We start from the raw sequence: 21549 nt of genomic DNA, 5'->3' as shown, positions 1-21549 counted from the left end.
CGGTCCGCGAGGATCAGAATCGGCTGAATTTCGCCCACCCCAGCGGAAACTGACGCGGCGGCACGCACGTTCGACGGTCTGGAAGAAGAATCAAGGAGCTCCACCCAAGGAGTAACGCCGTGCGCGTACTGTTCACCGGCCCCGCTGCCGCAGGCCACCTGTTCCCGATGGTGCCGACCGCCCAGGCGCTCCAGGCCGCCGGGCACGAGGTGCTGTTCGCCGGTTCGGCCCCGCTCGACCAGCTGCGGCAGACCGGCATCCCCACCGTCGAGATCGGCGACGGCTCGACGCTGATGGAGGCCTTCCGGCGCGCCTCGGACGGCGACGAGCCGCAGTTCGTCACGGACGGCGAGAGCCCGGAGGACCTCCAGAGGCAGGCCGCCGCCGGCTTCGCGGAGCACAGCCGGGTCACCATCGACGGCCTGTTCGCGGTCGCCACCGCCTGGCAGCCGGACCTCATCGTCCACGCCGCCTTCCAGGCCGCCGCACCCCTGGTCTCGGCGGCCCTCGGGATACCCGCCGTGGTGCACAACTTCGGCGTGATGTCCGGCTTCGACATGGTCGGCCGGCTCGCCGACGTCCTGGCGGACGAGTACCGGGCCCGTGGGCTCGAAGGACCGGCGACCCGTACCGTCCTCGACGTCGTGCCCGCCTCCCTCGGCGGGGACGGCACCGGCCTGCGGGTCCGCTACGTGCCGTACAACGGCGGCGGCACGGTGCCCGGCGATCTGGTGGCCCGGGGCTCCCGGCCCCGGATCGCCGTCACCCTCGGTACGGTGGTGACCGCCTTCGCGGGCGTCGACCCGGTCAGCCGGGTGATAGCCGAAGCCGCCTCCGTCGACGCCGAGTTCCTGCTCGCCGTGGGCGACACCGACCTCGGCCCGCTCGGCACCCTCCCCGCCAATGTCCGCCCCCTGCCCTGGGTGCCGCTGGCCCAGCTGCTGGACACCGCCGACGCGGTCGTGCACCACGGCGGCTCCGGCACCATGCTCACCGCCGCCGCCCGGGGCGTCCCCCAGCTGATCCTCCCGCAGGGCGCCGATCACTTCATCAACGTCGACGCCGCGACGGGCCTGGGCTTCGCCCTGCGCGCGAGCGGCGACAGCGTGGACGCCGGCCTGCTCAGCCGGCTCCTCACCGACGAGGACCTCCGCAAGGCCGCCGCCACCACCCAGGCCGAGATATCCGCACTCCCCTCCCCCACCGACCTGGTCGCCTCCTTCGAGGCCCTCCGGTAACGCCGGTCCTCAGGGCCGGGTGCGTGGCTCCGTACGGGCCACGCACCCGGGAGGGATCAGGCGCCCCAGCGCAGGGCGATGGTGTCGCCCACGTTGATCACCTTGTTGCGGGCGGCGCCGGCGAAGGCGGAGCCGTCGACGCTGACCTTCCAGGTGTTGGAGCCGCTGTTGGCCTTGCCGTTGACGGCGGTGATCGTGCCGGTGCCCGACGAGGGGGTCACGCTGGTGACGCAGCCGGCCGGGGTGGCCCCGGTGGTGGCCGCGTTCAGGACGTCACCGAGGGTGGTGGTCGTGCCGGTCGGGGTGAAGGCGACGGAGCAGACCTTCAGGCCGCCGGCGCCGTCGTCGACGGTGAGGGCCAGCTTGGTGGCCGTACCGGCGGTGAAGGTGGACTGGGCGACCCACTGCGGGGCGCCGGGGGTGACCGGGACCGGCGGGGCGGCGGTGAAGCCGCCGGCGACGGCGCGCAGGGAGTCGATGGAGGAGTAGGGGGACGGGGTGGTGTCGGCCGGCTTGTACTTGAAGCCGCCCGCCGGGTTGTACTGGTTGGCGAGCAGGAAGTCGATCGGGGTCTTGTTGGAGGCGGTGAGGAAGTCTCCGGTCTGCGGGTTGATGCCGCAGGCGTTGAGCCCGGCGACGCCCCAGCCGTTGGAGCTGGTGTTGACCCCGTACATGGAGTTGAAGGCGCCGGTGGTGGCGAGCCTGCCCTTGAGGAAGTTCTTCCCCTGGACCACGTCGGCGTCGGTGTTGGGGACGCCCGAGACGCAGAGGGCCGCCATCGCCGCACCGGTCATGTCGACGTCGCCCGCGGTGGCCAGCGCCGTGGGGTTGCCCTCGGCCTTGCTGAAGGTCCACCCGCCGTCGTTGTGCTGATTGGCGCGGATGCGGGTGACGATCGAGTCGGTCAGCGCCTGCGGGATCCGGGTGCCGCCGGCCTGGGTCTTGGCGCCGCCCAGCGAGAGGGCCGCGAAGACGGTGCCGTTGAAGTTGCCGGACGGGCCGAAGTAGCCCGCCTCGGCGGTCTGCCAGTAGGAGTAGACGTTCGCTATGAGGTTCCTCGAGTCCGAGACGCGCGCCGGGTCGATGCCCGCCGCGTACGCGTTCAGCGTGCCGCGCTCGTAGTCGGTGACGACCGGGGTGGCGGACGGCCAGCCGGACGTGGAGATCAGGTTGCGGTAGACGGTCCGGGCGTTCTTCGTCGTGTCACCGCCCGGGGCGACGTCGACGACCGCCGTACCGGCCGCGGCGAAGGCGCTGAACGCCCACTCGTTGGACAGCCCCGAGCCGGCGTACGAACCGTCCGCCGCCTGCAGGGACTTGAGGTAGGCGACGCCGTTGGTCTTGGACGTGGCGATCTGCGCGGGCGTCGAGGTCGCGAAGGCGGGCAGCGCGGTGAGGGCGAAGGCGCCGAGCGCGGCGGGCACCGCGAGCGCGAGGCGGCGGGAGGTACGGGGACGGGACATGGCCTGCTCCTGGAATCGGCGGACGCCGGCGGGTCCCTGCTCCGTCCCGGCCCGTTCGGACGCGGGCGGGCATGGCGGAGGCCGCCGTCCGGAACGCGTGGTACGGCTTCTCGGTGCTGCGTTGCCGCGTGGGCATTCGGGCTCGGGAACGGCCCCCGCCGTCCCACACCGCTGCGCGTCAGCCCCGGATTCTCACCAGGTTCCCCCATGTGGCAGCCCTGGACGCTACCCGAGTGATCAGGGGTCCGCCAGCCGTCCCGGCAGCGATCCGAACGACGGTTGCGGTGAGACACACGCCACCTTGACGCCCTGCCTCGGCCCGTGTTGCACTCCGCCTGACAAGAACTCAGCACCAGGGGAAGCCGGTCGAAGTCCGGCGCTGACCCGCAACCGTAGGCCCGGCACCCGCCGGGCGAGTCGGAACACCTGGTGTGCAGTCATCTGTACGAAGAACGCCGTCGCGGACTACGGCGTGGTCGTCTCCGCTCCCCCACGAGCCCAGCCGTGCCGGGGGCGCATCGCCACGCACGCAGCCGCCCGGCAGAGACGAGGGCCGCGGTGGGGACCGAACAGCGGGACGAACGGCGTACGCACACCAGACGGCGGCTGCTGTCCCTGGCAACGGCGGCGTTCCTGACCGTCGGTGCGGGAGTGGCGTTCCTGACGGCGCCCACCTCCGCGAACGCCGACCCCGTCGAGCAGTGCACGGCCACCGCCGGCGCGGTCGTGGCCGTCGACTTCGGCCCCTTCGGCGGCAAGGTCGAGCGGGGCTGCGACACCACCCCCACGACGGGCTACGAGCTGCTGCACACGGCCGGGTTCACCACGGTCGGCACCCGGCACGACGGTGACGCCTTCGTCTGCCGCCTCGGCTTCGGCGCCTTCAACTCCGGTACGGAGTACCCCACCGCGGACAAGGAGGACTGCGTCCTCACCCCGCAGGCCACCGCCTACTGGTCGTACTGGCACGCCTCGCCCGGCGACCAGAAGTGGACCTACAGCTCCCTCGGCGCGAAGTCCCGCGAGCCGAAGCCCGGTGACGTGGACGCCTGGGTGTTCGGCGGGACCGACGTCGGCGGCACCTCCGGCAAGCCCACCTTCTCCCCCGACGACGTGCGGGCCGGCGGTGGGGGCCCCAAGCCGGACCCCACCGGCCCGAAGCCGCCGGACGTACCGCCGGGCGCGGTCGACCTCCCCGCCGCCACCCGCTGGCTGACCGGGAAGCTGATCGACGGTGAGCGCGTCGTCAAGGCGGACTCCACCGATCCGGACTACCCGGCCACCACCGAGGTGGTCTACGCCCTGGCCGCGGTCGACCCCAAGAGTCCGGCCGCACAGAAGGCCGCCGCCTTCCTCGCCACGCCCGCGCACACGCAGGCGTACGCGTACCCGGCCGGCAAGGACCAGGCCCCGGACGCCACCGCCGCGGCCCGGCTCGCGCTCGTCGCCGAGGCCACCGGCAAGGACCCCCGCGCCTTCGGCGGGCGCGACCTGCTCGGCGACCTCGTGAAGTACGTCTGCACGAGCGGCGTCGAAGCCCCCGAGCCGGTCCCCGGCTGCATGACCAAGGGCGACTTCCGCACCCCCTACCAGGCCGAGGGCCAGGCCCTGGCCGTGATCGCCCTGCTGAACGGCGGGGTGACACCGCCCGCCGACGCCGTGGCCCGGATGACCGCGTTCCAGTGCGAGGACGGCGGTTTCAGCAGCATGCTGCTCCGCGCCGGCGACTGGTGCGACAGCGAAGCGGGTGCCACCGGGCTGATGACCCTGGCCCTCAAGCGGGCCGGCGGTCACGACCCCGTCGTGGAGAAGGGCCGCGCGTACCTGAAGAAGGCCCAGTTCCCGACCGGGTCGCTGCCCGCAGCCTCGTACACCACGGTCGGCAGCTCCTTCTCCACCGGCCTGGCCGCCCAGGCCCTGCGTGCGCTCGGTGACCCGCTCTTCGCGGACGCCGCGGTCTCCTGGCTGTCGCGGGAGCAACTCCCGGTGGGCGCCTTCACGTTCGAGGATCCGGACACCGACCCCGTCCTGACGGCCACCACCGCGGCCACCATCGCCGGCGCGAAGACCGACCTGGTGGCGCTCACCACGAAGAAGGCCGACCCGCCGAAGCCGTCCCCGGACCCCACGAAGCCCGTACCGGGTGACGGGCCCGACCTGAAGAAGGGCACGGCCTACCTCACCGACCACAGTCGGCTGGTCCAGGGCCGGTACTACGAGAACAGCCCCGGCAGCGGCTTCGCCGACTACGGCCTGACCATCGACGGCGCCTACGCGCTCGCCGCCACCGGCGAGGACAACACCACCCTGCGCAACGTCGTCGACTTCCTCGACAAGGGCGGCAAGGACGGCAAGGGCCGCGGCGTGCACGACTGGACCCTGATCGGCACCAAGTACGCCGGCGGCGGCTCCATCGGCAAGACGGCCCTCCTCGCCCAGGCCGTGGGCCGCGACCCCCGCGACTTCGGCGGCCAGGACCTGATCGCCGCACTCGCCAAGGCCGTGTGCCCGGCCAAGTCGGCCAAGCCCGACCGCTCCTGCGCCGACAAGGGTGCCTACACCAACGCCACGTCCGTCTTCTCCCAGTCCCTCGGCGTGATCGCCCAGGTCCGCGCGGGCGAGAGCGCCGCCGTGGGAGAGCCCATCGCCTACCTGAAGAGCCTCCAGGAGCCCTCGGGTGCCTGGCCCAGCCTGATCGGCGAGCCCAGCCAGGCCGAGGTCGACTCCACCGCCATGGCGGCGATGACCCTCGACCTGTTCCCGGACGCCGCCTCGCAGGCGGCCGTCGACAAGGCGCTGACCTGGCTGGCGTCGCAGCAGAAGGAGGACGGCGGCTTCCCCGGCGCTTCGGGCAACTCCGTCAACTCGGCGGCGCTGGCCGTGCAGGGCATGTCTTTGGACAGCGCCAGGTACGCGGACCGCATCGCCAGGGCCCGCACCTTCCTGGCCTCCCAGCAGAACGGCGACGGCGGATTCAACGTGGCGAAGGGCGGCCAGCCCGGATCCGACGTGCGCGCCTCCACCCAGGCCGTCGGCGGAGCCACCGGCATCTCCTTCGCCACCCTCACCCGCAGCCTGGACGGCACCACCCCGCAGCCCGTGCCCAGCACCTCGGTCCGGCCCTCCGGCTCCCCCTCCGCGCCCGTCATCGTGACCCCGGGAGAGGGCGCGGGCGGTACGGGCTCCGGTTCGGGCGGTGGCGGCCTCGCCTCCACCGGCGCCCAGGTCGGCGGACTCGCCGCCGCGGCCGTGGCCCTCGTCCTCGGCGGCTGGGGCGTCACCCGCGCGGCGCGCAAGCGCCGTACCGTCACCGGAGGCGGGGCATGACCGGCCGCGTCCTGCGCGCCCTGACCCGTACGGCCGCCGCGCTCGGGCTGACGGTGGCGGCGTTCGCCGCCACCGCGGCCCCGGCCGGGGCGGCCCCGCAGCCGATGGGCCAGTGCACCACCTCCTCCGGAGTCGTCCTCGCCGTGGACTTCAGCCGCTGGGGCGGGCCCGTCTACCGCTCCTGCGGTACGACGCCCACCACCGGCTACGAGCTGCTCAACCAGGGCGGTTGGGCCACCACCGGCACGGGCCACGACGGCCCCGCCTTCATCTGCCGCATCGGCTACAGCGGGTACCAGGGCGGGAAGCAGTTCCCGACCCCGCAGCAGGACGACTGCGTCCTGACCCCGCCCGCCTCCGCCTACTGGTCGTACTGGCACGCGGGCCCGGGCCAGAACACGTGGGAGTACAGCCAGCTCGGCGCGATGCTCTACAAGCCGAAGCCCGGCAGCGTCGACCTGTGGATCTTCGGGGGCACCAACATCGAGGGCACCGAGGGCAAGCCCACGGTCACCCCCGACCAGCTGCGCGCCAAGAACGCCCAGCCGACCGGCGGCGACAAGCCGGCCCCCAAGGACACCCGCACCGCGGCGCCCCTGCCTCCGAACGTCAACACGGGCCCGAAGCCGGAGAACCCCCCGCCGGCCGGCCCCGCGCCTTCCACGACGCCGCCGCCCGGCCCCTCGGCCTCGGAGAGCCCTTCCGCGAGCGCCTCGCCGACGCCCTCCGCGTCTCCCTCGTCCAGCGCTCCCGCGGTGGCGGCGCCCGCCCCCGGCCCCGAGGTGGTCGAGGCGGCGCCCGCCGCCGACGCCGCCCACGACGTCGGCTCGTACCTGCCCGCCGTCGCCACCGGAGCGCTGGTGCTGCTGATCGGCGCCGCCGCCGTGTACGCGGCCAAGCGCCGCCGTCGTACGGAGTAGCCGCGTGTCACGCACCACCGCCACGGCGGCAGCGGCCGAGCCGGCGGCGTCCGGCCCCGCGCCGGACGCGGGCGGCCGCCGTCTGCCCCGCACCCTGCACCCGGTCGCCTGGTGGATCTGGGCGCTCGCCCTGGCCACCGCGGTGAGCCGCACCAACAACCCGCTGCTGCTGTTCCTCGTCCTCGCGGTCCTCGGCTACGTGATCACCATGCGTCGCACCGAGGCCCCCTGGGCGCGCGGATTCAAGTACTACCTCTACCTCGCGCTGACCGTCGTCGCGATCCGCGTGCTCTTCCGCGCGGTCTTCGCCACCGGCATCACCCCGCGCGACCACTTCCTCTTCTCCCTCCCGCACATCCCCACCCCGGACTGGTACGCGGGCATCCAACTCGGCGGCCCCGTCTCCTTGGAGGCGCTGCTCTCCGCGGCGACCGACGGCCTCCGGCTCGCCTGCATGCTGTGCTGCATCGGCGCGGCCAACACCCTCGCCAACCCCAAGCGGGCCCTGCGCGTCCTGCCCGGCGCCCTGTACGAACTGGGCGTGGCCGTCACCGTGTCCATCAGCGTGGCGCCCCAACTGGTGCAGAGCGTCCAGCGGGTGCACCGGGCCCGCCGGCTCCGCGCGGGCCGCACCAAGGGGTTGCGCGCCCTGCGCGGCATCATCGTCCCCGTCCTGGAGGACGCCTTGGAGCGCTCGTTGCGCCTGGCCGCCGCCATGGACTCCCGCGGCTACGGCCGCGCCGGCACCGCCACCCGCCGCTCGCGCCGGCTGACCGGAGCTCTCATGCTGCTCGGCATGTGCGGCCTGTGCGCCGGGGCGTACGGTCTCCTCGACGCCACCGCGCCCAAGCTGCTCGGGCTGCCCGCCATGGGCGCGGGCGCGCTGCTGTGCTTCGCGGGACTGCGCCTCGGCGGGCGCCGCATCACCCGCACCACCTACCGGCCCGACCCCTGGCGGGCCGCGGAGTGGGCCGTCGCCGGCTGCGGCGTCCTGTCGGCGGTACTCCTCTTCAGCAACGCCGGGTTCAACGCCGCCGAGCTCAACCCCTCCATCTACCCGCTCAGCTGGCCCACCCTGCCGCTGGTACCCGCCGCCGCGATCCTCCTCGCCGGGACCGCGGGCTTCCTGGCGCCGCCCCCGTCCGCCCCCGCCCGACCGACGGCGGCCGCCCGCCCGGCCGTCCCCGCACAGCGCACCGAGGAAGCCAAGTGATCCACTTCGACCAGGTCACCGTCCAGTACGAGGACACGGCCGAACCGGTGCTGCGGGACGTGAACCTGACCGTCGAGGAGGGTGAACTGTGCCTCGTCGTCGGTCACACGGGCGTCGGCAAGTCCACCCTGCTCGGCGCCGTCAACGGCCTCGTCCCGCACTTCACCGGCGGCACCCTCTTCGGCCGGGTCCTCGTGGACGGTCGCGACACCGCCGACCATCCGCCCCGCGAACTCGCCGACGTGGTCGGCGTCGTGGGGCAGGATCCGCTCGACGGCTTCGTCACCGACACCGTCGAGGAGGAACTCGCCTACGCCATGGAGCAGTTGGCAGTCCCTCCGGCCACCATGCGCAAGCGCGTCGAGGAGACCCTCGACCTCCTCGGCCTCGCCGACCTCCGCCACCGCGCCCTGCACGAGCTCTCCGGGGGCCAGCAGCAGCGCGTGGCGATCGGCTCCGTGCTGACCGCCCACCCCCGGGTCCTCGTCCTCGACGAGCCGACCTCCGCCCTGGACCCGACCGCGGCCGAGGAGGTGCTGGCCGCCGTCACCCGCCTGGTGCACGACCTCGGGGTCACCGTGCTGCTCGCCGAACACCGCCTGGAGCGCGTGGTCCAGTACGCCGACCGCGTCATCCACCTCCCCGGCGACGGGCGCGTGGTGTCCGGTCCGCCCGCCGAGATCTTCCGTACGTCGTCCATCGCGCCGCCCATCGTGGAACTGGGCCGCGCCGCCGGCTGGACCCCCCTGCCCCTCTCCATCCGTGACGCCCGCCGGGCCGCGGCTCCGCTGCGCTCCCGACTGGCCGGCTCCGTTCCCCCGCCGGTGCGGCCCGCCGCCGCCGCGGACCGCCCGCAGCTCCTCACGGCGCGCGGCGTCACCGTCACCTACCACGGCGTCCCGGCCGTCCGCGAGGTCGACCTCGACCTGCACGGCGGGGAGATCACCGCCCTCATGGGCCGCAACGGCTCCGGGAAGTCGTCCCTCCTGTGGGCCTTGCAGGGCTCCGGGCCGCGCAAGGCCGGCACCGTGGCCGTCGCGACCCCCGACGGCCCGACACGGCAGGATCCGCGGAAGCTGTCCGCCGCGGACGCCCGGCAGCTGGTGGGGCTGGTCCCGCAGACCCCCACCGACCTGCTCTACCTGGAGTCGGTGAAGCAGGAACTCGACCAGGCGGACGCCGAGTCCGGGGTCGGCGCGGACGGGGTCCGGGCCCGCGCCGTCCTGGACCGACTGGCGCCCGGCATCCCCGACTCCACCCACCCCCGGGACCTGTCCGAGGGGCAGAAGCTCGCCCTCGTCCTCGCGATCCAGCTGGCGGCGGCCCCCCGGGTGCTGCTGCTGGACGAGCCCACCCGCGGACTGGACTACCGCGCCAAGGGCGAACTGATCCGCATCGTCGACGACTTGGCGGCCGAGGGCCGGGCCGTGGTGATCTCCACCCACGACGTGGAGTTCGTCGCCCGCGCCGCCGACCGCGTCGTGGTCATGGCCGAGGGGGACATCGTCGCCGACGGCCCCACCACCGAGGTCATCGTCGCCTCCCCCGTCTTCGCCCCGCAGACGGCGAAGATCCTGGCCCCGCTGCCCTTCCTCACCGTGGACCAGCTGGCCGCCGTACTCCCCGCCGACGAAACGGACCCGCACTCGTGAGCACGTACTCCGCGGCCATCCGCATCCGGCCCCGGGCCGCGATCGTCATCGCCATGGCCGCGTTCCTCGGCATCGTCGCCTTCTTCTGGCCGTTCCTCGTCGCCCCGGGCAAGTTCGGCTCGAACTACGCGCCGCCCCTGATCTTCGGCGTCCTGCTCGTCATCGTGCTCTGCGTGGTGATCTCCGAGATCGCCGAGGGCGGCATCAACTCCAAGGCCCTGGCCATGCTGGGCGTCCTGTCCGCGGTCAACGCCGCGATCCGCCCCCTCGGCGCGGGGACCGCCGGCATCGAGACGGTCTTCTTCATCCTCGTCCTGGCCGGCCGCGTCTACGGCCCCGGCTTCGGCTTCACCCTCGGCTGCACCTCCCTCTTCGCCTCCGCCCTCATCACGGGCGGCGTCGGCCCCTGGATGCCGTACCAGATGTTCGGCTGCGCCTTCGTCGGCATGCTCGCCGGATTCCTCCCGAAGGCCACGGGGCGCCGGGAGGTCGCCCTGCTCGCCGGCTACGGCTCGGTGTCCGGCTACCTCTTCGGCTTCCTCCTCAACCTCTCCTTCTGGCCCTTCTCCCTCGACCCGAACAGCTCCATCGCCTACCTCCCCGGGCTCCCCTTCACCGAGCAGTTCCAGCGCTACCTCGCCTTCGACCTGGCCACGTCCCTCGGCTGGGACACCGGCCGCGCCGTCACCAACTTCGTCTGCATCTGCCTGGCCGGCCCGGCCGTCCTGACCGTCTTCCGGCGCGCCGCCCGCAAGGCCCGCTTCCAGGCCGCGGTCCGCTTCGAGCCCGGTGCGCTCCCGGCCGGGCACGCACCGCCGGGACAGCGGGCTCACTGAGACGGGTCCGCGCGACGCCAGGGGATCTCGGCCCAGACCTGCTTGCCGCCGCTGAGCGGCACCGAGCCCCAGGCCATCGCCGTCGCCTCGACGATGAACAGCCCGCGACCGCCGGTCGCCTCCCAGCTCACCGACACCGGTTTGACGGGGCTGCGCGGCGACGCGTCGTTCACGGCGATCCGCAGCCGGTCCGTCGACAGGGTCAGGTCCATCCCCACCTCGCCCTGGGTGTGCACGATGGCGTTGGTGACCAGCTCGGACACGATCAGCAGGGCCGTGTCGAGTTCCTCCACCACTCCCCAGGACCGCAGGGTGCGCGCGGTGAAGCGGCGCGCGTGCAGGACCGCCTTGGGCAGCCGCCACACCGTCCAGTGGCTCCGCTTCGGCCGGCCCCGCGTCCCGTCGTAGCGGAGCAGGAGCAACGCCACGTCGTCGTCGCGGCGGCCCACGCGCATGACCAACTCGTCGGCCAGTCCTCCGACATCGACCGGGTCGGCCTCGGCGGCCACGTCGCACACCCGCCGCATACCCTCCTCCAGATGCAGCCGCGCGGATTCGACCATGCCGTCCGTCAGCAGGATGAGCAGGGTCCCCGGGAGCAACCCGGTCTCGGTCATGGGGAATTCGGCTTCCTCCAGCACCCCCAGGGGAGGCCCGCCCTCGACCACCATTTCCTCCGTGACGCCGTCGGGATGGCGCAGGATCGGCGGCAGATGGCCGGCCCGTACGACGCGGGCGATGCCCTCCTCCATGTCCAGGTCCACGTACCCGCAGGTGGCGAACAGGTCGGTTTCCATGCCGCCGAGCAGCCGGTTGGCCCGCGCGACCACCACGTCGGGCGGGTGGCCCTCCACCGCGTAGGCCCTGACCGCCGTCCGCATCTGGCCCATGATGGTGGCGGCCCCCGCACTGTGCCCCTGGACGTCCCCGATGACGAACGCCACATGACCGTCACCGAGCGGAATGACGTCGTACCAGTCGCCGCCGACCTCGAGCCCGGCCGTCGCCGGCAGGTAGCGGGCGACCGCGACCCCGCCCGGCAGCTCCGGGAGCTTACGGGGCAGCAGACTGCGCTGGAGCATGGTGGCGAGTTCGTGCCCCGCGTCCAGTGCGTGGGCGCGCACCAGCGCCTGCCCCACCAGCCCCGCGGCCGCGGTCAGCAGGGACCGCTCCTCGGGGCCGAACCGGTGCTCCGTGTCCCACCCCACCAGGCACACCCCGACCATCCGGCCTTCGGCGGGCAGCGGCAGGACCGCAAGACCACCGGGCCCGACGCCCAGCAGGCCGGGTTCGAGGTCGGCGCCCGGCGGCCACAGGCTCATGTGTCCCCCGCGCAGCGCGCTCTGCAGGGTGGGCAGGTCGCTGAGGGCCACGTCGGGCCACTCGGACCGCCATTCCGCGCGCCAGACCTCGGGCCAGGCGTCGGGTTCGGGAGGGTCGAGGGCGGTGACCCTGAGCCGTTCGAGCTCCAGTTCGCCGACCGCGACCCGGCAGGCTCCGAGCGGCTCGCGCAGGGCGGCGACCACCAGCCGGCTCACCTCGCGGATGGTCGCCGCTCCCGCGAGCGTGGCCGACAGCCGCTGCACGACGGAGACCTCGTCGGCGCTGGGGCGCAGATAGGTGGCATCGGCCACCACGCCCAGGACGCGCCGGGGCGTGCCGGCGGAGTCCACCTCCACCCGGCAGCGCAGCCCGAGCCAGCGCAGCTCGCCGTTCGGGCGGCGGATCCGGAACGCCAGCTGCTGGCCGGCCGTGGCGGCCAGCCGGTCGGGCTCCACGATCGCCATCAGGGCGGGCATGTCGTCGGGAACGGCGCAGGCGAGCAGGGTCTCCACCTGTCCGTCGAACTGCTCGGGCGGCAGACCGAGCAGTTCGAGCACGTGCGCGTGGGCCTCCATGCGGCCGGTGCCCAGCTCCAGGATGAAGGCGCCGCCCTGGTCGGGCACCAGGGACTGGCCCAGATGCGCCTGCGGGGCCTTGTGCCCGGCGAAGCGCGCGGCGACCGATTGGAGTCCGGCGGCCACCTGATCGGCGTAGAGCTCCAGGAGGCTGCGGTCGTCGGCGCTGAAGCCGTCCCCGACCTCGCCGGCGACGATCAGGCACCCGAGCTCCTGGTCGCCGTGTCCGAGCGGCAGCGCGCCCAGCGAGATCCTGGCGGGCGACTGGGGGGCGCCGTCCCCGACCCGGGTGGGGAAGTGGTGGGGGTCGTCCTCGATGAACGTGGCGAGTTCCTTGGGCGTCAGCCACAGCGGGCTGCCGGAGCGGAAGGCGTTGGCGGCGGGCGAATGGCCGGCCACGGCGAGGATCGCGGGCAGTCCGTAGAGGACCCCGCGGTTTCCGGTCAGCTCGGCCAGGTGGAGCTCCCTGTGCTGGTCCGCGACCACGTAGACAGCGGCGAGCTCGGCCCCGCAGAACGCAAAGCGATGTCTGGTCACCGTCCGTGTCGCCTCCTGCCGAGGACATCCCGCGGTACGCCCTCTCCCTCCATGCTGTCGCGCCCGGGACGGTTCGGGCGAGTCGGAACGCTGCCAGGGGGCTCGGGCGCCGCTACGCTGCGCGAGGTGAGCGTGACGGAAAGGATGCAGCGGGTTCGATGGGGACACAATTGGTTGCGCGTACGAAGACCCGCCGCACGAGGTGGCCGGCCTTCGTGGAATCGACCCACAGCGGCTTGACCGATCAACCTGCGGCAACGTAACTTCAACCGCACCCGCCCATGAGCTGCTGGAAGGAGGCGAAGCCGGATGTCGACCCTCTCCGAACTGCCTCGCCCCGCACACCAGATCGCCTGGGCTCCGGGTCGTGTAGCTCACGGCTGCTGAACAGCCCCCTCACCGGCGTGCCCGTCGCGGCCCCGGCACCTTCTCATCTCTGTCATCACTCACGGCACTTCGTTGTGTGCCGATGTGTCGCGCTGCGGTATGCCGAGCTGCGGTATGCCGAGCCGCGACCACGAAGAGAGAAAGCTCCTGCACATGGCGATTATCACGGTCAACGGGAAAGAAGCACCGATCTCACCGGCCGCACCCCACACCACGGTGCTGGATTTCCTGCGCGAGCGCGGCCTCACCGGCACCAAGGAGGGCTGCGCCGAGGGTGAGTGCGGCGCCTGCTCGGTCCTGGTGGCCCGTCCCGGGGTGAACAAGCCCACGGACTGGGTGGCGGTCAACGCCTGCCTGGTCCCGGTCGCGGCGCTCGACGGCCAGGAGGTCATCACCTCCGAAGGCCTCGCCACCGCCGGCGCACCCGGCGAGCCGGCCGAACTGCACCCCGTACAGGAGGAGATGGCCGTCCGCGGCGGATCCCAATGCGGGTACTGCACACCGGGGTTCATCTGCAGCATGGCCTCCGAGTACTACCGGCCCGACCGCTGCGCGCAGCCGAGAGCGGAGGCCGAGGCCGCCGACGCCACCGACGCCGACTCCCACTCCGAGCACGGTCCGAACGGTTTCGATCTGCACGCGCTGAGCGGAAACCTGTGCCGCTGCACCGGCTACCGCCCGATCCGCGATGCCGCGTTCGCCGTCGGCGCGCCTGCCGAGAACGACCCCCTCGCGCAGCGCCGCGAGCAGTCCCCGCCCGCACCCGTCGCCACCGCATACACGCGGGACGACAGCGCGTTCCTGCGGCCGGCCACACTGGCCGATGCACTGCGGCTGCTGCGCGAGCGGCCCGACGCGGTGGTCGTCGCCGGAAGCACCGACTGGGGTGTGGAAGTGAACATCCGCTCCCGCCGGGCCGGTTGTGTGGTCGCGGTCGACCGGCTGCCCGAACTGCGGGAACTGCGCGTCGAGTCCGACCACATCGAGATCGGGGCGGCGCAGACGCTCACCGAGATCGAACGCCGCCTCGACGGCAGCGTCCCCCTGCTGGCAGAGCTGTTCCCCCAGTTCGCGTCCCGGCTCATCCGCAACAGCGCCACCCTCGGCGGCAACCTCGGTACCGGTTCCCCCATCGGTGACAGCCCGCCGGTCCTGCTCGCGCTGGAGGCGTCGGTGGTGCTCGCCGGCGCCGACGGTGAGCGCGAGGTCCCCTTGGCCGACTACTTCACCGGTTACCGACAGAGCGTGCGCCGGCCCGGCGAGCTGATCCGCGCGGTGCGCGTCCCGCTGCCGCTGGCGCCCGTCACGGCCTTCCACAAGATCGCCAAACGACGCTTCGACGACATCTCCAGCGTGGCGGTCGCCTTCGCCCTCGACATCGAGGACGGGACCGTACGCAAGGCACGCATCGGCCTGGGCGGCGTGGCCGCCACCCCGATCCGCGCCCTCGCCGCCGAGGCGGCCCTCGAGGGCGGGCCGTGGACGGCGGAGACCGTCGAGGCCGCGGCCCGGGTGCTGCGGGACGAGGGCACCCCGATGGACGATCACCGAGCCAGCGCCGGCTACCGCTCCGCGATGCTCGGCCAGAGCCTGTTGAAGCTGTACGCGCGAACCACCGAGGCGGTGTCGTCATGAGCCAGTTGTCCGAGCGTCCCGAAAAGCCTGTCGTCGGGCTGTCGATGCCACACGAGAGCGCCACCCTGCACGTCACGGGCGCCGCGCTCTACACCGACGACCTGGTCCACCGCACCAAGGACGTCCTGCACGCCTACCCGGTCCAGGTCATGAAGGCCCACGGCAGGATCACCGCGCTGCACACCGGGCCCGCGCTCGCCGTGCCCGGTGTGGTCCGCGTGCTGACGGGTGCCGACGTACCCGGCGTCAACGACGCCGGAATGAAGCACGACGAACCGCTCTTCCCCGACGAGGTCATGTTCCACGGCCACGCCGTCGCCTGGGTGCTCGGCGAGACCCTGGAGGCGGCCCGGCTCGGTGCGGCGGCCGTCGAGGTGGAACTCGACGAGAAGCCCTCCGTGATCACGCTGGCGGAGGCGATCGCGGCGGACAGCTTCCACGGCGCCCGGCCCGTGATGGTGACCGGCGACGTCGACGCCGGCTTCGCCGACTCCGCGCACGTGTTCACCGGCGAGTTCCAGTTCTCCGATCAGGAACACTTCTATCTCGAGACGCACGCGGCGCTGGCCCTCGTCGACGAGAACGGGCAGATGTTCGTCCAGAGCAGCACCCAGCATCCCTCGGAGACGCAGGAGATCGTCGCGCACGTCCTCGGCCTGCACAGCCACGAGGTGACCGTGCAGTGCCTGCGAATGGGTGGCGGCTTCGGCGGCAAGGAGATGCAGCCGCACGGGTTCGCGGCCATCGCCGCGCTCGGCGCCAGGCTGACCGGCCGGCCGGTCCGGGTACGGCTCAACCGGACCCAGGACCTGACCATGTCCGGCAAGCGCCACGGGTTCCACGCCACCTGGAAGATCGGCTTCGACACCGAGGGCCGCATCCAGGCCCTGGACGCCACCCTGACCGCGGACGGCGGCTGGAGCCTGGACCTGTCCGAGCCCGTGGTGGCCCGCGCGCTGTGCCACATCGACAACACCTACTGGATTCCGCACGCGCGCATCACCGGCCGCATCGCCAGGACCAACAAGGTCTCCAACACCGCCTTCCGCGGCTTCGGCGGACCGCAGGGCATGCTGGTGATCGAGGACATCATGGGCCGGTGCGCTCCGCTGCTCGGCCTGGATCCGATGGAGCTGCGCGAACGCAACTTCTACCGGCAGGGCCAGGCGACGCCGTACGGACAGCCGGTCCTGCACCCCGAACGGATCTCCGCCGTCTGGCGGCAGGTCCGGGAGGACGCGGCCCTCGCCGATCGCAGGCAGGAGATCGCGGCCTTCAACGCCGCGCACCCGCACACCAAGCGGGCGCTCGCGATCACCGGGATCAAGTTCGGCATCTCGTTCAACCTCACCGCCTTCAACCAGGCCGGCGCGCTGGTGCTGGTCTACAAGGACGGCTCGGTCCTGATCAACCACGGCGGCACCGAGATGGGTCAGGGCCTGCACACCAAGATGCTCCAGGTGGCCGCGACCACGCTGGGCATCCCGCTGCACAAGGTGCGGCTGGCCCCGACGCGCACGGACAAGGTGCCCAACACCTCCGCCACCGCCGCCAGTGCCGGGGCGGACCTCAACGGCGCGGCCGTGAAGAACGCCTGCGAGCAGATCCGCGAGCGCCTCCTCCAGGTGGCCGGCACGCAGTTGGGTGCGAACGGCTCGGACGTGCGCATCGTCGAGGGCGTCGCGCGCGTCCTCGGCAGCGACAAGGAGCTGGCCTGGGACGAGCTGGTGCGCACCGCATACTTCCAGCGGGTCCAGTTGTCGGCGGCCGGTTTCTACCGGACCGAGGGCCTGCACTGGGACGCGAAGCTCTTCCACGGCTCGCCGTTCAAGTACTTCTCCTACGGCGCCGCCGCGACCGAGGTGGAGGTGGACGGCTTCACCGGCGCGTACCGGATCCGTCGGGTGGACATCGTGCACGATGTCGGCGACAGCCTCTCCCCGATGATCGACATCGGTCAGGTCGAGGGCGGCTTCGTGCAGGGCGCCGGCTGGCTGACGCTCGAGGACCTGCGGTGGGACGCCGGCGACGGGCCGCACCGCGGCCGTCTGCTGACCCAGGCCGCGAGCACGTACAAGCTGCCGAGCTTCTCGGAGATGCCCGAGGAGTTCCACGTCAGGCTGCTGGAGAACGCCACCGAGGAGGGCGCGGTCTACGGGTCCAAGGCGGTGGGTGAGCCTCCGCTGATGCTGGCGTTCTCGGTACGGGAAGCCCTGCGGCAGGCGGCCGGGGAATTCGGGCCGGCCGGAGTCAGCGTGGAACTCGCCTCCCCCGCGACACCGGAGGCGGTCTACTGGGCGATCGAAGCGGTCCGTGGGGGCGGTGCGCGACACGACGGCCACGCCCCCGGCGCCGACGAGGCCCCGGCCGAAGCAAGCGCCTTGAGTCATGCCTGACATGACGTGGGTGGCCGCGGTCGCGCGGTTGCGGGAACGCCGGGAACCCGGCGTGCTCGTGACCGTGGCGAACGTGCGCGGCCACGCGCCCCGCCGGGCCGGGGCCAAGCTCCTCGTGGGACGGACCGAGACCTGGGGGTCGATCGGCGGCGGCAACATCGAGGCCGTCGCCATCGACCGGGCGCGCGAGCTGACCGGCGCGGCCCGTCCGGAGCCGGAACTCATGGAGTTCGCCCTCAACGACAAGGTCACCGGCCCCCACGGCGTGCAGTGCTGCGGCGGAGCCGTCACCGTCCTGCTGGAGCCGCTGCCGGTGGTCGAGGCCGTGGCGGTCTTCGGCGTCGGGCACGTCGGACTGGAGCTGGCACGCGTCCTGGCCCGCCACCACCTCGATCTGCACCTGATCGACAGCCGCCCCGACATGCTCACCGGCGAACGGCTCGGTGTGCTCGCGGACGCGGTGGCGCAGATCCACGTGCACCACACCCCGCTGCTTCCGGAGGAGGTGCTCGGGGAGCTGCCGCCCGGCACCCACGTACTGATCATGACCCACGATCACGCCGAGGACGCCGCACTCTGCGACGCCGCCTTGCGCACAGCGGGTCTCGGCTCGATCGGACTGATCGGCTCGGCCGCCAAATGGGCGAGGTTCCGGCGGCGCCTGGCCACCGAGGGCGGCCACGACACCGCCGCCATCGACCGGATCAAGACCCCGATCGGGATCCCCGGGATCACCGGCAAGGAACCGGCCACGATCGCGTTGAGCGTGGCGGCGGACCTGCTCCGGACCTTCGAACGCACCCGGTCCTGAGGGGTGCCCCCGGGCCGCACGTGCCGGGGGCACCCCTGTGTCCACCGCTACTGCCCGCTCACCGCCATGGCATGGCCGAGCAGGCCCTCCTTCACGTACGGCCCCTCGCAGTCGGCCCTGTTGGAGACGAAGTGGTCGAACACGGACGGTATGTAGCACCGGTAGAGGGGTACCGAGCCCGGCACCGGCTTCGTGTACACGTATCCGACCGCGCCGAGGGGCTGTTGGCCCTCGCACCCCGGATCGGGGGTCAGCAGCGAGTGGTCCGCCGCCTTGCACTCGTAGAGCCGGACCGTGCCGGGCGCGGGGTCGCGCAGCACGTTCCAGACCGCCTCGTGGGTGAACCCGGCGGGCAGGGGGCGCGAGGAGGCCACGTGCCCGGCGTGGGGGCGGTAGCCGCGGACCAGGGGTGCGTAGGGGCTGGTGTGGCCGCGGGTCCGCTCCCACGTGCGCAGGTAGCCCTCGGCGCCCTGCATGAGCTCGTCCACCACGTCCTGGCCGCCGGTGACCCGGATGTCCTCGATCCAGTCCGGTACGAGGCCGTAGTGGGTGCCACCGCCGTCCGTGTTGACGTCCCAGACGCGTTGGCCGGTGACCTGCCGGTCCAGGACCGAGCCGCCGTCAGGGCTGCGGAAGGGGTAGCGGACCGGGTTTCCGGCCGCGGCCCGGGGGCCGGGCAGCCAGGCGAAGCCGTTCATGTCGGTGCCGATGCCGTACCCGGCGCCGTACTTGGCGCGCAGGGCGGCGTGTTCGCGCGCCTCGGCCGCGAACGCGGGGGCCTCGTACATGTGGCCGGTGATGAAGCCGCCCAGGCGGTAGACCCGTTCGGTCCAGTTCTCGTCCATCCAGCCGTGGGTGGACAGGACACCGGAGTACTGCTGGGTTTCGAGCACGCGCAGCGCCTGGTTCGCCGCCTTGACGCTCATGTGGTCGATCTCCAGCATCATGTTGCGCTTGGTCATGCCCAGCACGGCGTACTCGCCCAGTGCGGTCAGGCCCCGTCGGTTGCACTGCGCCGCCTGCAAGGAGGCGCCGTACTGCGGGAGTTCGACCCCTTCCGGCAGGGCGGCGCGGATCCGGGCGGCCGCGGCCGCGTCCTCCTCCACCGCGGCCTCCTCCACCGTGGCCCCTGCCCGGCCCTCGGCGGCGGGTCCTGCGGCGAGTCCGAAGCCGATCGGGTTGTCGTGTTCGGGGCCGGAGCAGGGCTCCGTGCTCCAGAAGGTGCCCGTCGACAGGAACTGGCCGGTGTTGATGGCCATGCCCTGGGTGCCCGAGTCGAACCGGACGCCGCACAGGGCGTTGTCGAACTTGTGGCACAGGAACATGCTGCGCACGCCCAGCCGGTGCAGCTCGTCCAGGCCGCGGTCGATGTCGGCCATGGTGCAGCGGGCGCTGTCCAGCACCTGCTTGCAGCCGAACGGTTCGGAGGTCTCCACCCCGAGGACGACGGCGAGCTTGCCCTCCTGGATGACCTTGCGGGCCTGGTCGGGCTCGGTGACGACGCGGAACCAGCCCTTGCCCGCGCCGCCGTGCATGGCGTCGACGTAGGCCTGGAGTTCGCAGGTCTTCTGGATCTGGAGCCTGATCGCGGTCATCTCGTCGCAGCCGCGGTCCTTGAAGAAGTAGAGCGAGCAGATGACCCCGTTGGTGACCATGTCGTTCACCAGGACCCGCTGGCCGCCGCGCCAGGCCCGCTCCACCCAAGCGTAGTAGGTCTGCTGGTGGGTGGCGGAGTCGTGGGCCGGCCAGTCGCGGAACGTCGGCCAGCCGTTCGGGTCGTGCCGGCCGTCACCGCCGTTGGTGATCATGTCGAAGAGGGCGAGGACGCCGTCCGGGTAGTGCTCGGGGCAGTCCTTGAGGGCGTCCGCCACCCCGGCCGTGGAGAAGACCTTCCCGCAGACGAGCCGTCCTCCGAAGCCCTCGTTGGACATCAGGTGGACGTGCGCGTCGACGTACCCGCGGACCCGGCCCTGGGCGTCGGTCCCGGTGAACGGCTCCCCGCTGACGTTGACCTGCGAGTCCGGGGCCGGGCGCGCCACGGGCTCCCACCACTGCGGGCCCGCCGACGCGCCCGCGGCCGCGGGGCCGAGGACCAGGGTGACCATCGCGAGGACCAGGCCGATCAAGGCGTACCGGCTTCGTCCGAAGGCTCTTCGTCGATCCATACCCGTCCCTTTCACGAAGCGTTCAGGACATTGCGGAGATGGTCTTCGGCCGACGGCCCGCGCGGTGCGGGCCCGCTCAACCCGCCTGGCGCACCGCCCCCGCCGCATGGGCGCGGACCAGGGCCAGGTAGTCCGCCGCCAGGCGGTGGCAGTCGCCGGGCCACCGGGCGGAGACGTAGTTGCCGTCCTTGACGGTGAAGCCGCGTCCGGGCCGGGCCGCGGTGTCGCGCAGCGGCAGCGGCGGACCGGCGAGGAAATGACGCGGGTCGGCGAGCGCCGCGGTGACCTCCTGCTGCACGGTGGTGCGGTAGGTGCGGTAGTAGCGCCCCAGCCATAGCCGGGTGAGGTTCCAGCCGGTCAGCTCCAGCAGGGACGTCAGAGCCGTCGTCCGCCGGCCGTGGAGGACCGAGCGCCCGGTGGCGGGATCCTTGGCCCGCGCCGCGAGCAGCACGCCGTGGCAGACCGCTCCCACCGGCAGCCCCTGGGTGAAGAGCCGGGCGAACAGCTGCTGGGCGGTGGCGTCCTCGAGCAGCGTGCGCATGCCGGCGGCGTGGCCGCCGGGTACGAACAGGCCCGTGATGGCGGCCGGGTCCGCCTGCGCGGACTCCGCGTAGTCCTCGTACGAGGAGGGGGCAAGGAAATGGGGGTCCTCGGTGAGGCGCCGGTAGGCGGCCAGTTCGGCGCGGCGGGTCATCAGCCAGGGCGACAGCCAGGAGAACCCGAGGTCCGTGAGCCGGGGGTCGGCGAGCGCGACCTTCCCGCCTGGGGTGGCGAACCGCACCTCGAAGCCGGCGTCCCGCAGTGCGGCCCAGGGCACCGCCGCCTCGGTGGGGTCGTAGTCGCCTGCGGGAAGCAGGAAGAGAATCACGGCGTACTCCTCTGAGCGGTGGTGATCAGGGCAGCACGCTTCCCCGGCACTCCGCGGGCCCCTGATCCCCACGGTGTCCGAAGGCCGACCTTAGGAGCGGCCCGCGGCGCCGTCATTGACTCCGGCGGCCAATCCGTTGACTCCCCGAACCCGCTCCCCCGGCTCCCCGGGCCCGCTCCCCGAACCCGCTCCCCCGGCCCGCT

General features: G+C 72.8%; 13 protein-coding genes and 2 riboswitches. Of the genes, 9 read left to right on the top strand and 4 right to left on the bottom strand.

Annotated features, from left to right (window positions below; translation table 11 throughout):
• Positions 1–119: 119 nt before the first annotated feature.
• The gene (locus AB0D29_RS20955) at positions 120–1238 is read left to right on the top strand and encodes a nucleotide disphospho-sugar-binding domain-containing protein (protein ID WP_362856065.1); all 1119 of its coding nucleotides are present in this window, start codon (positions 120–122) and stop codon (positions 1236–1238) included.
• A gap of 56 nt (positions 1239–1294) precedes the next feature.
• On the opposite strand, the gene AB0D29_RS20950 is transcribed toward AB0D29_RS20955, so the two are convergent.
• Positions 1295–2701, bottom strand: coding sequence for a hypothetical protein (locus AB0D29_RS20950; RefSeq protein ID WP_362856063.1), 1407 nt, complete (start codon positions 2699–2701; stop codon positions 1295–1297).
• Between the two features lie 109 nt (positions 2702–2810).
• Positions 2811–2944: riboswitch (cobalamin riboswitch) on the bottom strand.
• A 67-nt stretch (positions 2945–3011) separates the two neighbouring features.
• Positions 3012–3150: riboswitch (cobalamin riboswitch) on the top strand.
• A 109-nt stretch (positions 3151–3259) separates the two neighbouring features.
• Between AB0D29_RS20950 and AB0D29_RS20945 the strand changes: the two genes are divergently transcribed.
• Genes AB0D29_RS20945 through AB0D29_RS20925 form a run of 5 tightly spaced genes read left to right on the top strand, consistent with a single transcriptional unit; the run spans position 3260 to position 10649 of the window.
• A complete protein-coding gene (locus tag AB0D29_RS20945; protein ID WP_362856061.1) occupies positions 3260–6028 on the top strand; it encodes a prenyltransferase/squalene oxidase repeat-containing protein in 2769 nt (922 codons plus the stop codon).
• On the top strand, positions 6025–6948 hold the full coding sequence (locus AB0D29_RS20940) for a hypothetical protein (protein ID WP_362856059.1): 924 nt from the start codon (positions 6025–6027) through the stop codon (positions 6946–6948). Before AB0D29_RS20945 ends, AB0D29_RS20940 begins: the two co-directional genes overlap by 4 nt.
• Before the next feature lie 4 nt (positions 6949–6952).
• Positions 6953–8161 carry an energy-coupling factor transporter transmembrane component T gene (locus AB0D29_RS20935; RefSeq protein WP_362856057.1) on the top strand — a complete coding sequence of 403 codons (1209 nt, stop codon included), beginning with the start codon at positions 6953–6955 and terminating at the stop codon, positions 8159–8161.
• Positions 8158–9813 carry an ATP-binding cassette domain-containing protein gene (locus AB0D29_RS20930; protein ID WP_362856055.1) on the top strand — a complete coding sequence of 552 codons (1656 nt, stop codon included), beginning with the start codon at positions 8158–8160 and terminating at the stop codon, positions 9811–9813. Before AB0D29_RS20935 ends, AB0D29_RS20930 begins: the two co-directional genes overlap by 4 nt.
• Entirely contained in the window at positions 9810–10649 is an 840-nt protein-coding gene (locus AB0D29_RS20925; protein ID WP_362856053.1) for an ECF transporter S component, read from the top strand. The genes AB0D29_RS20930 and AB0D29_RS20925 overlap by 4 nt, the downstream gene beginning before the upstream one ends.
• On the opposite strand, the gene AB0D29_RS20920 is transcribed toward AB0D29_RS20925, so the two are convergent.
• The gene (locus tag AB0D29_RS20920) at positions 10643–13252 is read right to left on the bottom strand and encodes a SpoIIE family protein phosphatase (protein WP_362856051.1); all 2610 of its coding nucleotides are present in this window, start codon (positions 13250–13252) and stop codon (positions 10643–10645) included. The genes AB0D29_RS20925 and AB0D29_RS20920 overlap by 7 nt on opposite strands.
• A gap of 366 nt (positions 13253–13618) precedes the next feature.
• Between AB0D29_RS20920 and AB0D29_RS20915 the strand changes: the two genes are divergently transcribed.
• Genes AB0D29_RS20915 through xdhC form a run of 3 tightly spaced genes read left to right on the top strand, consistent with a single transcriptional unit; the run spans position 13619 to position 18313 of the window.
• Complete coding sequence (locus AB0D29_RS20915; RefSeq protein ID WP_362856340.1) at positions 13619–15106, top strand: FAD binding domain-containing protein; 1488 nt, start codon at positions 13619–13621, stop codon at positions 15104–15106.
• Positions 15103–17502, top strand: a complete 2400-nt coding sequence (gene xdhB / locus AB0D29_RS20910) for a xanthine dehydrogenase molybdopterin binding subunit (RefSeq protein ID WP_362856049.1) — start codon at positions 15103–15105, stop codon at positions 17500–17502. Before AB0D29_RS20915 ends, xdhB begins: the two co-directional genes overlap by 4 nt.
• Before the next feature lies 1 nt (position 17503).
• Positions 17504–18313 carry a xanthine dehydrogenase accessory protein XdhC gene (xdhC, locus tag AB0D29_RS20905; RefSeq protein ID WP_362856338.1) on the top strand — a complete coding sequence of 270 codons (810 nt, stop codon included), beginning with the start codon at positions 17504–17506 and terminating at the stop codon, positions 18311–18313.
• Between the two features lie 47 nt (positions 18314–18360).
• Here the strand turns inward: xdhC and AB0D29_RS20900 are convergent, their stop codons facing one another.
• Positions 18361–20478 carry a hypothetical protein gene (locus AB0D29_RS20900; RefSeq protein WP_362856047.1) on the bottom strand — a complete coding sequence of 706 codons (2118 nt, stop codon included), beginning with the start codon at positions 20476–20478 and terminating at the stop codon, positions 18361–18363.
• A 76-nt stretch (positions 20479–20554) separates the two neighbouring features.
• Entirely contained in the window at positions 20555–21346 is a 792-nt protein-coding gene (locus AB0D29_RS20895; protein ID WP_362856045.1) for a type 1 glutamine amidotransferase domain-containing protein, read from the bottom strand.
• Between the last annotated feature and the right edge of the window lie 203 nt (positions 21347–21549).

The organism is Streptomyces sp. NPDC048424, assembly GCF_040651555.1.
GTDB lineage: Bacteria > Actinomycetota > Actinomycetes > Streptomycetales > Streptomycetaceae > Streptomyces.
This window is presented reverse-complemented; position numbering and strand designations above follow the sequence as displayed.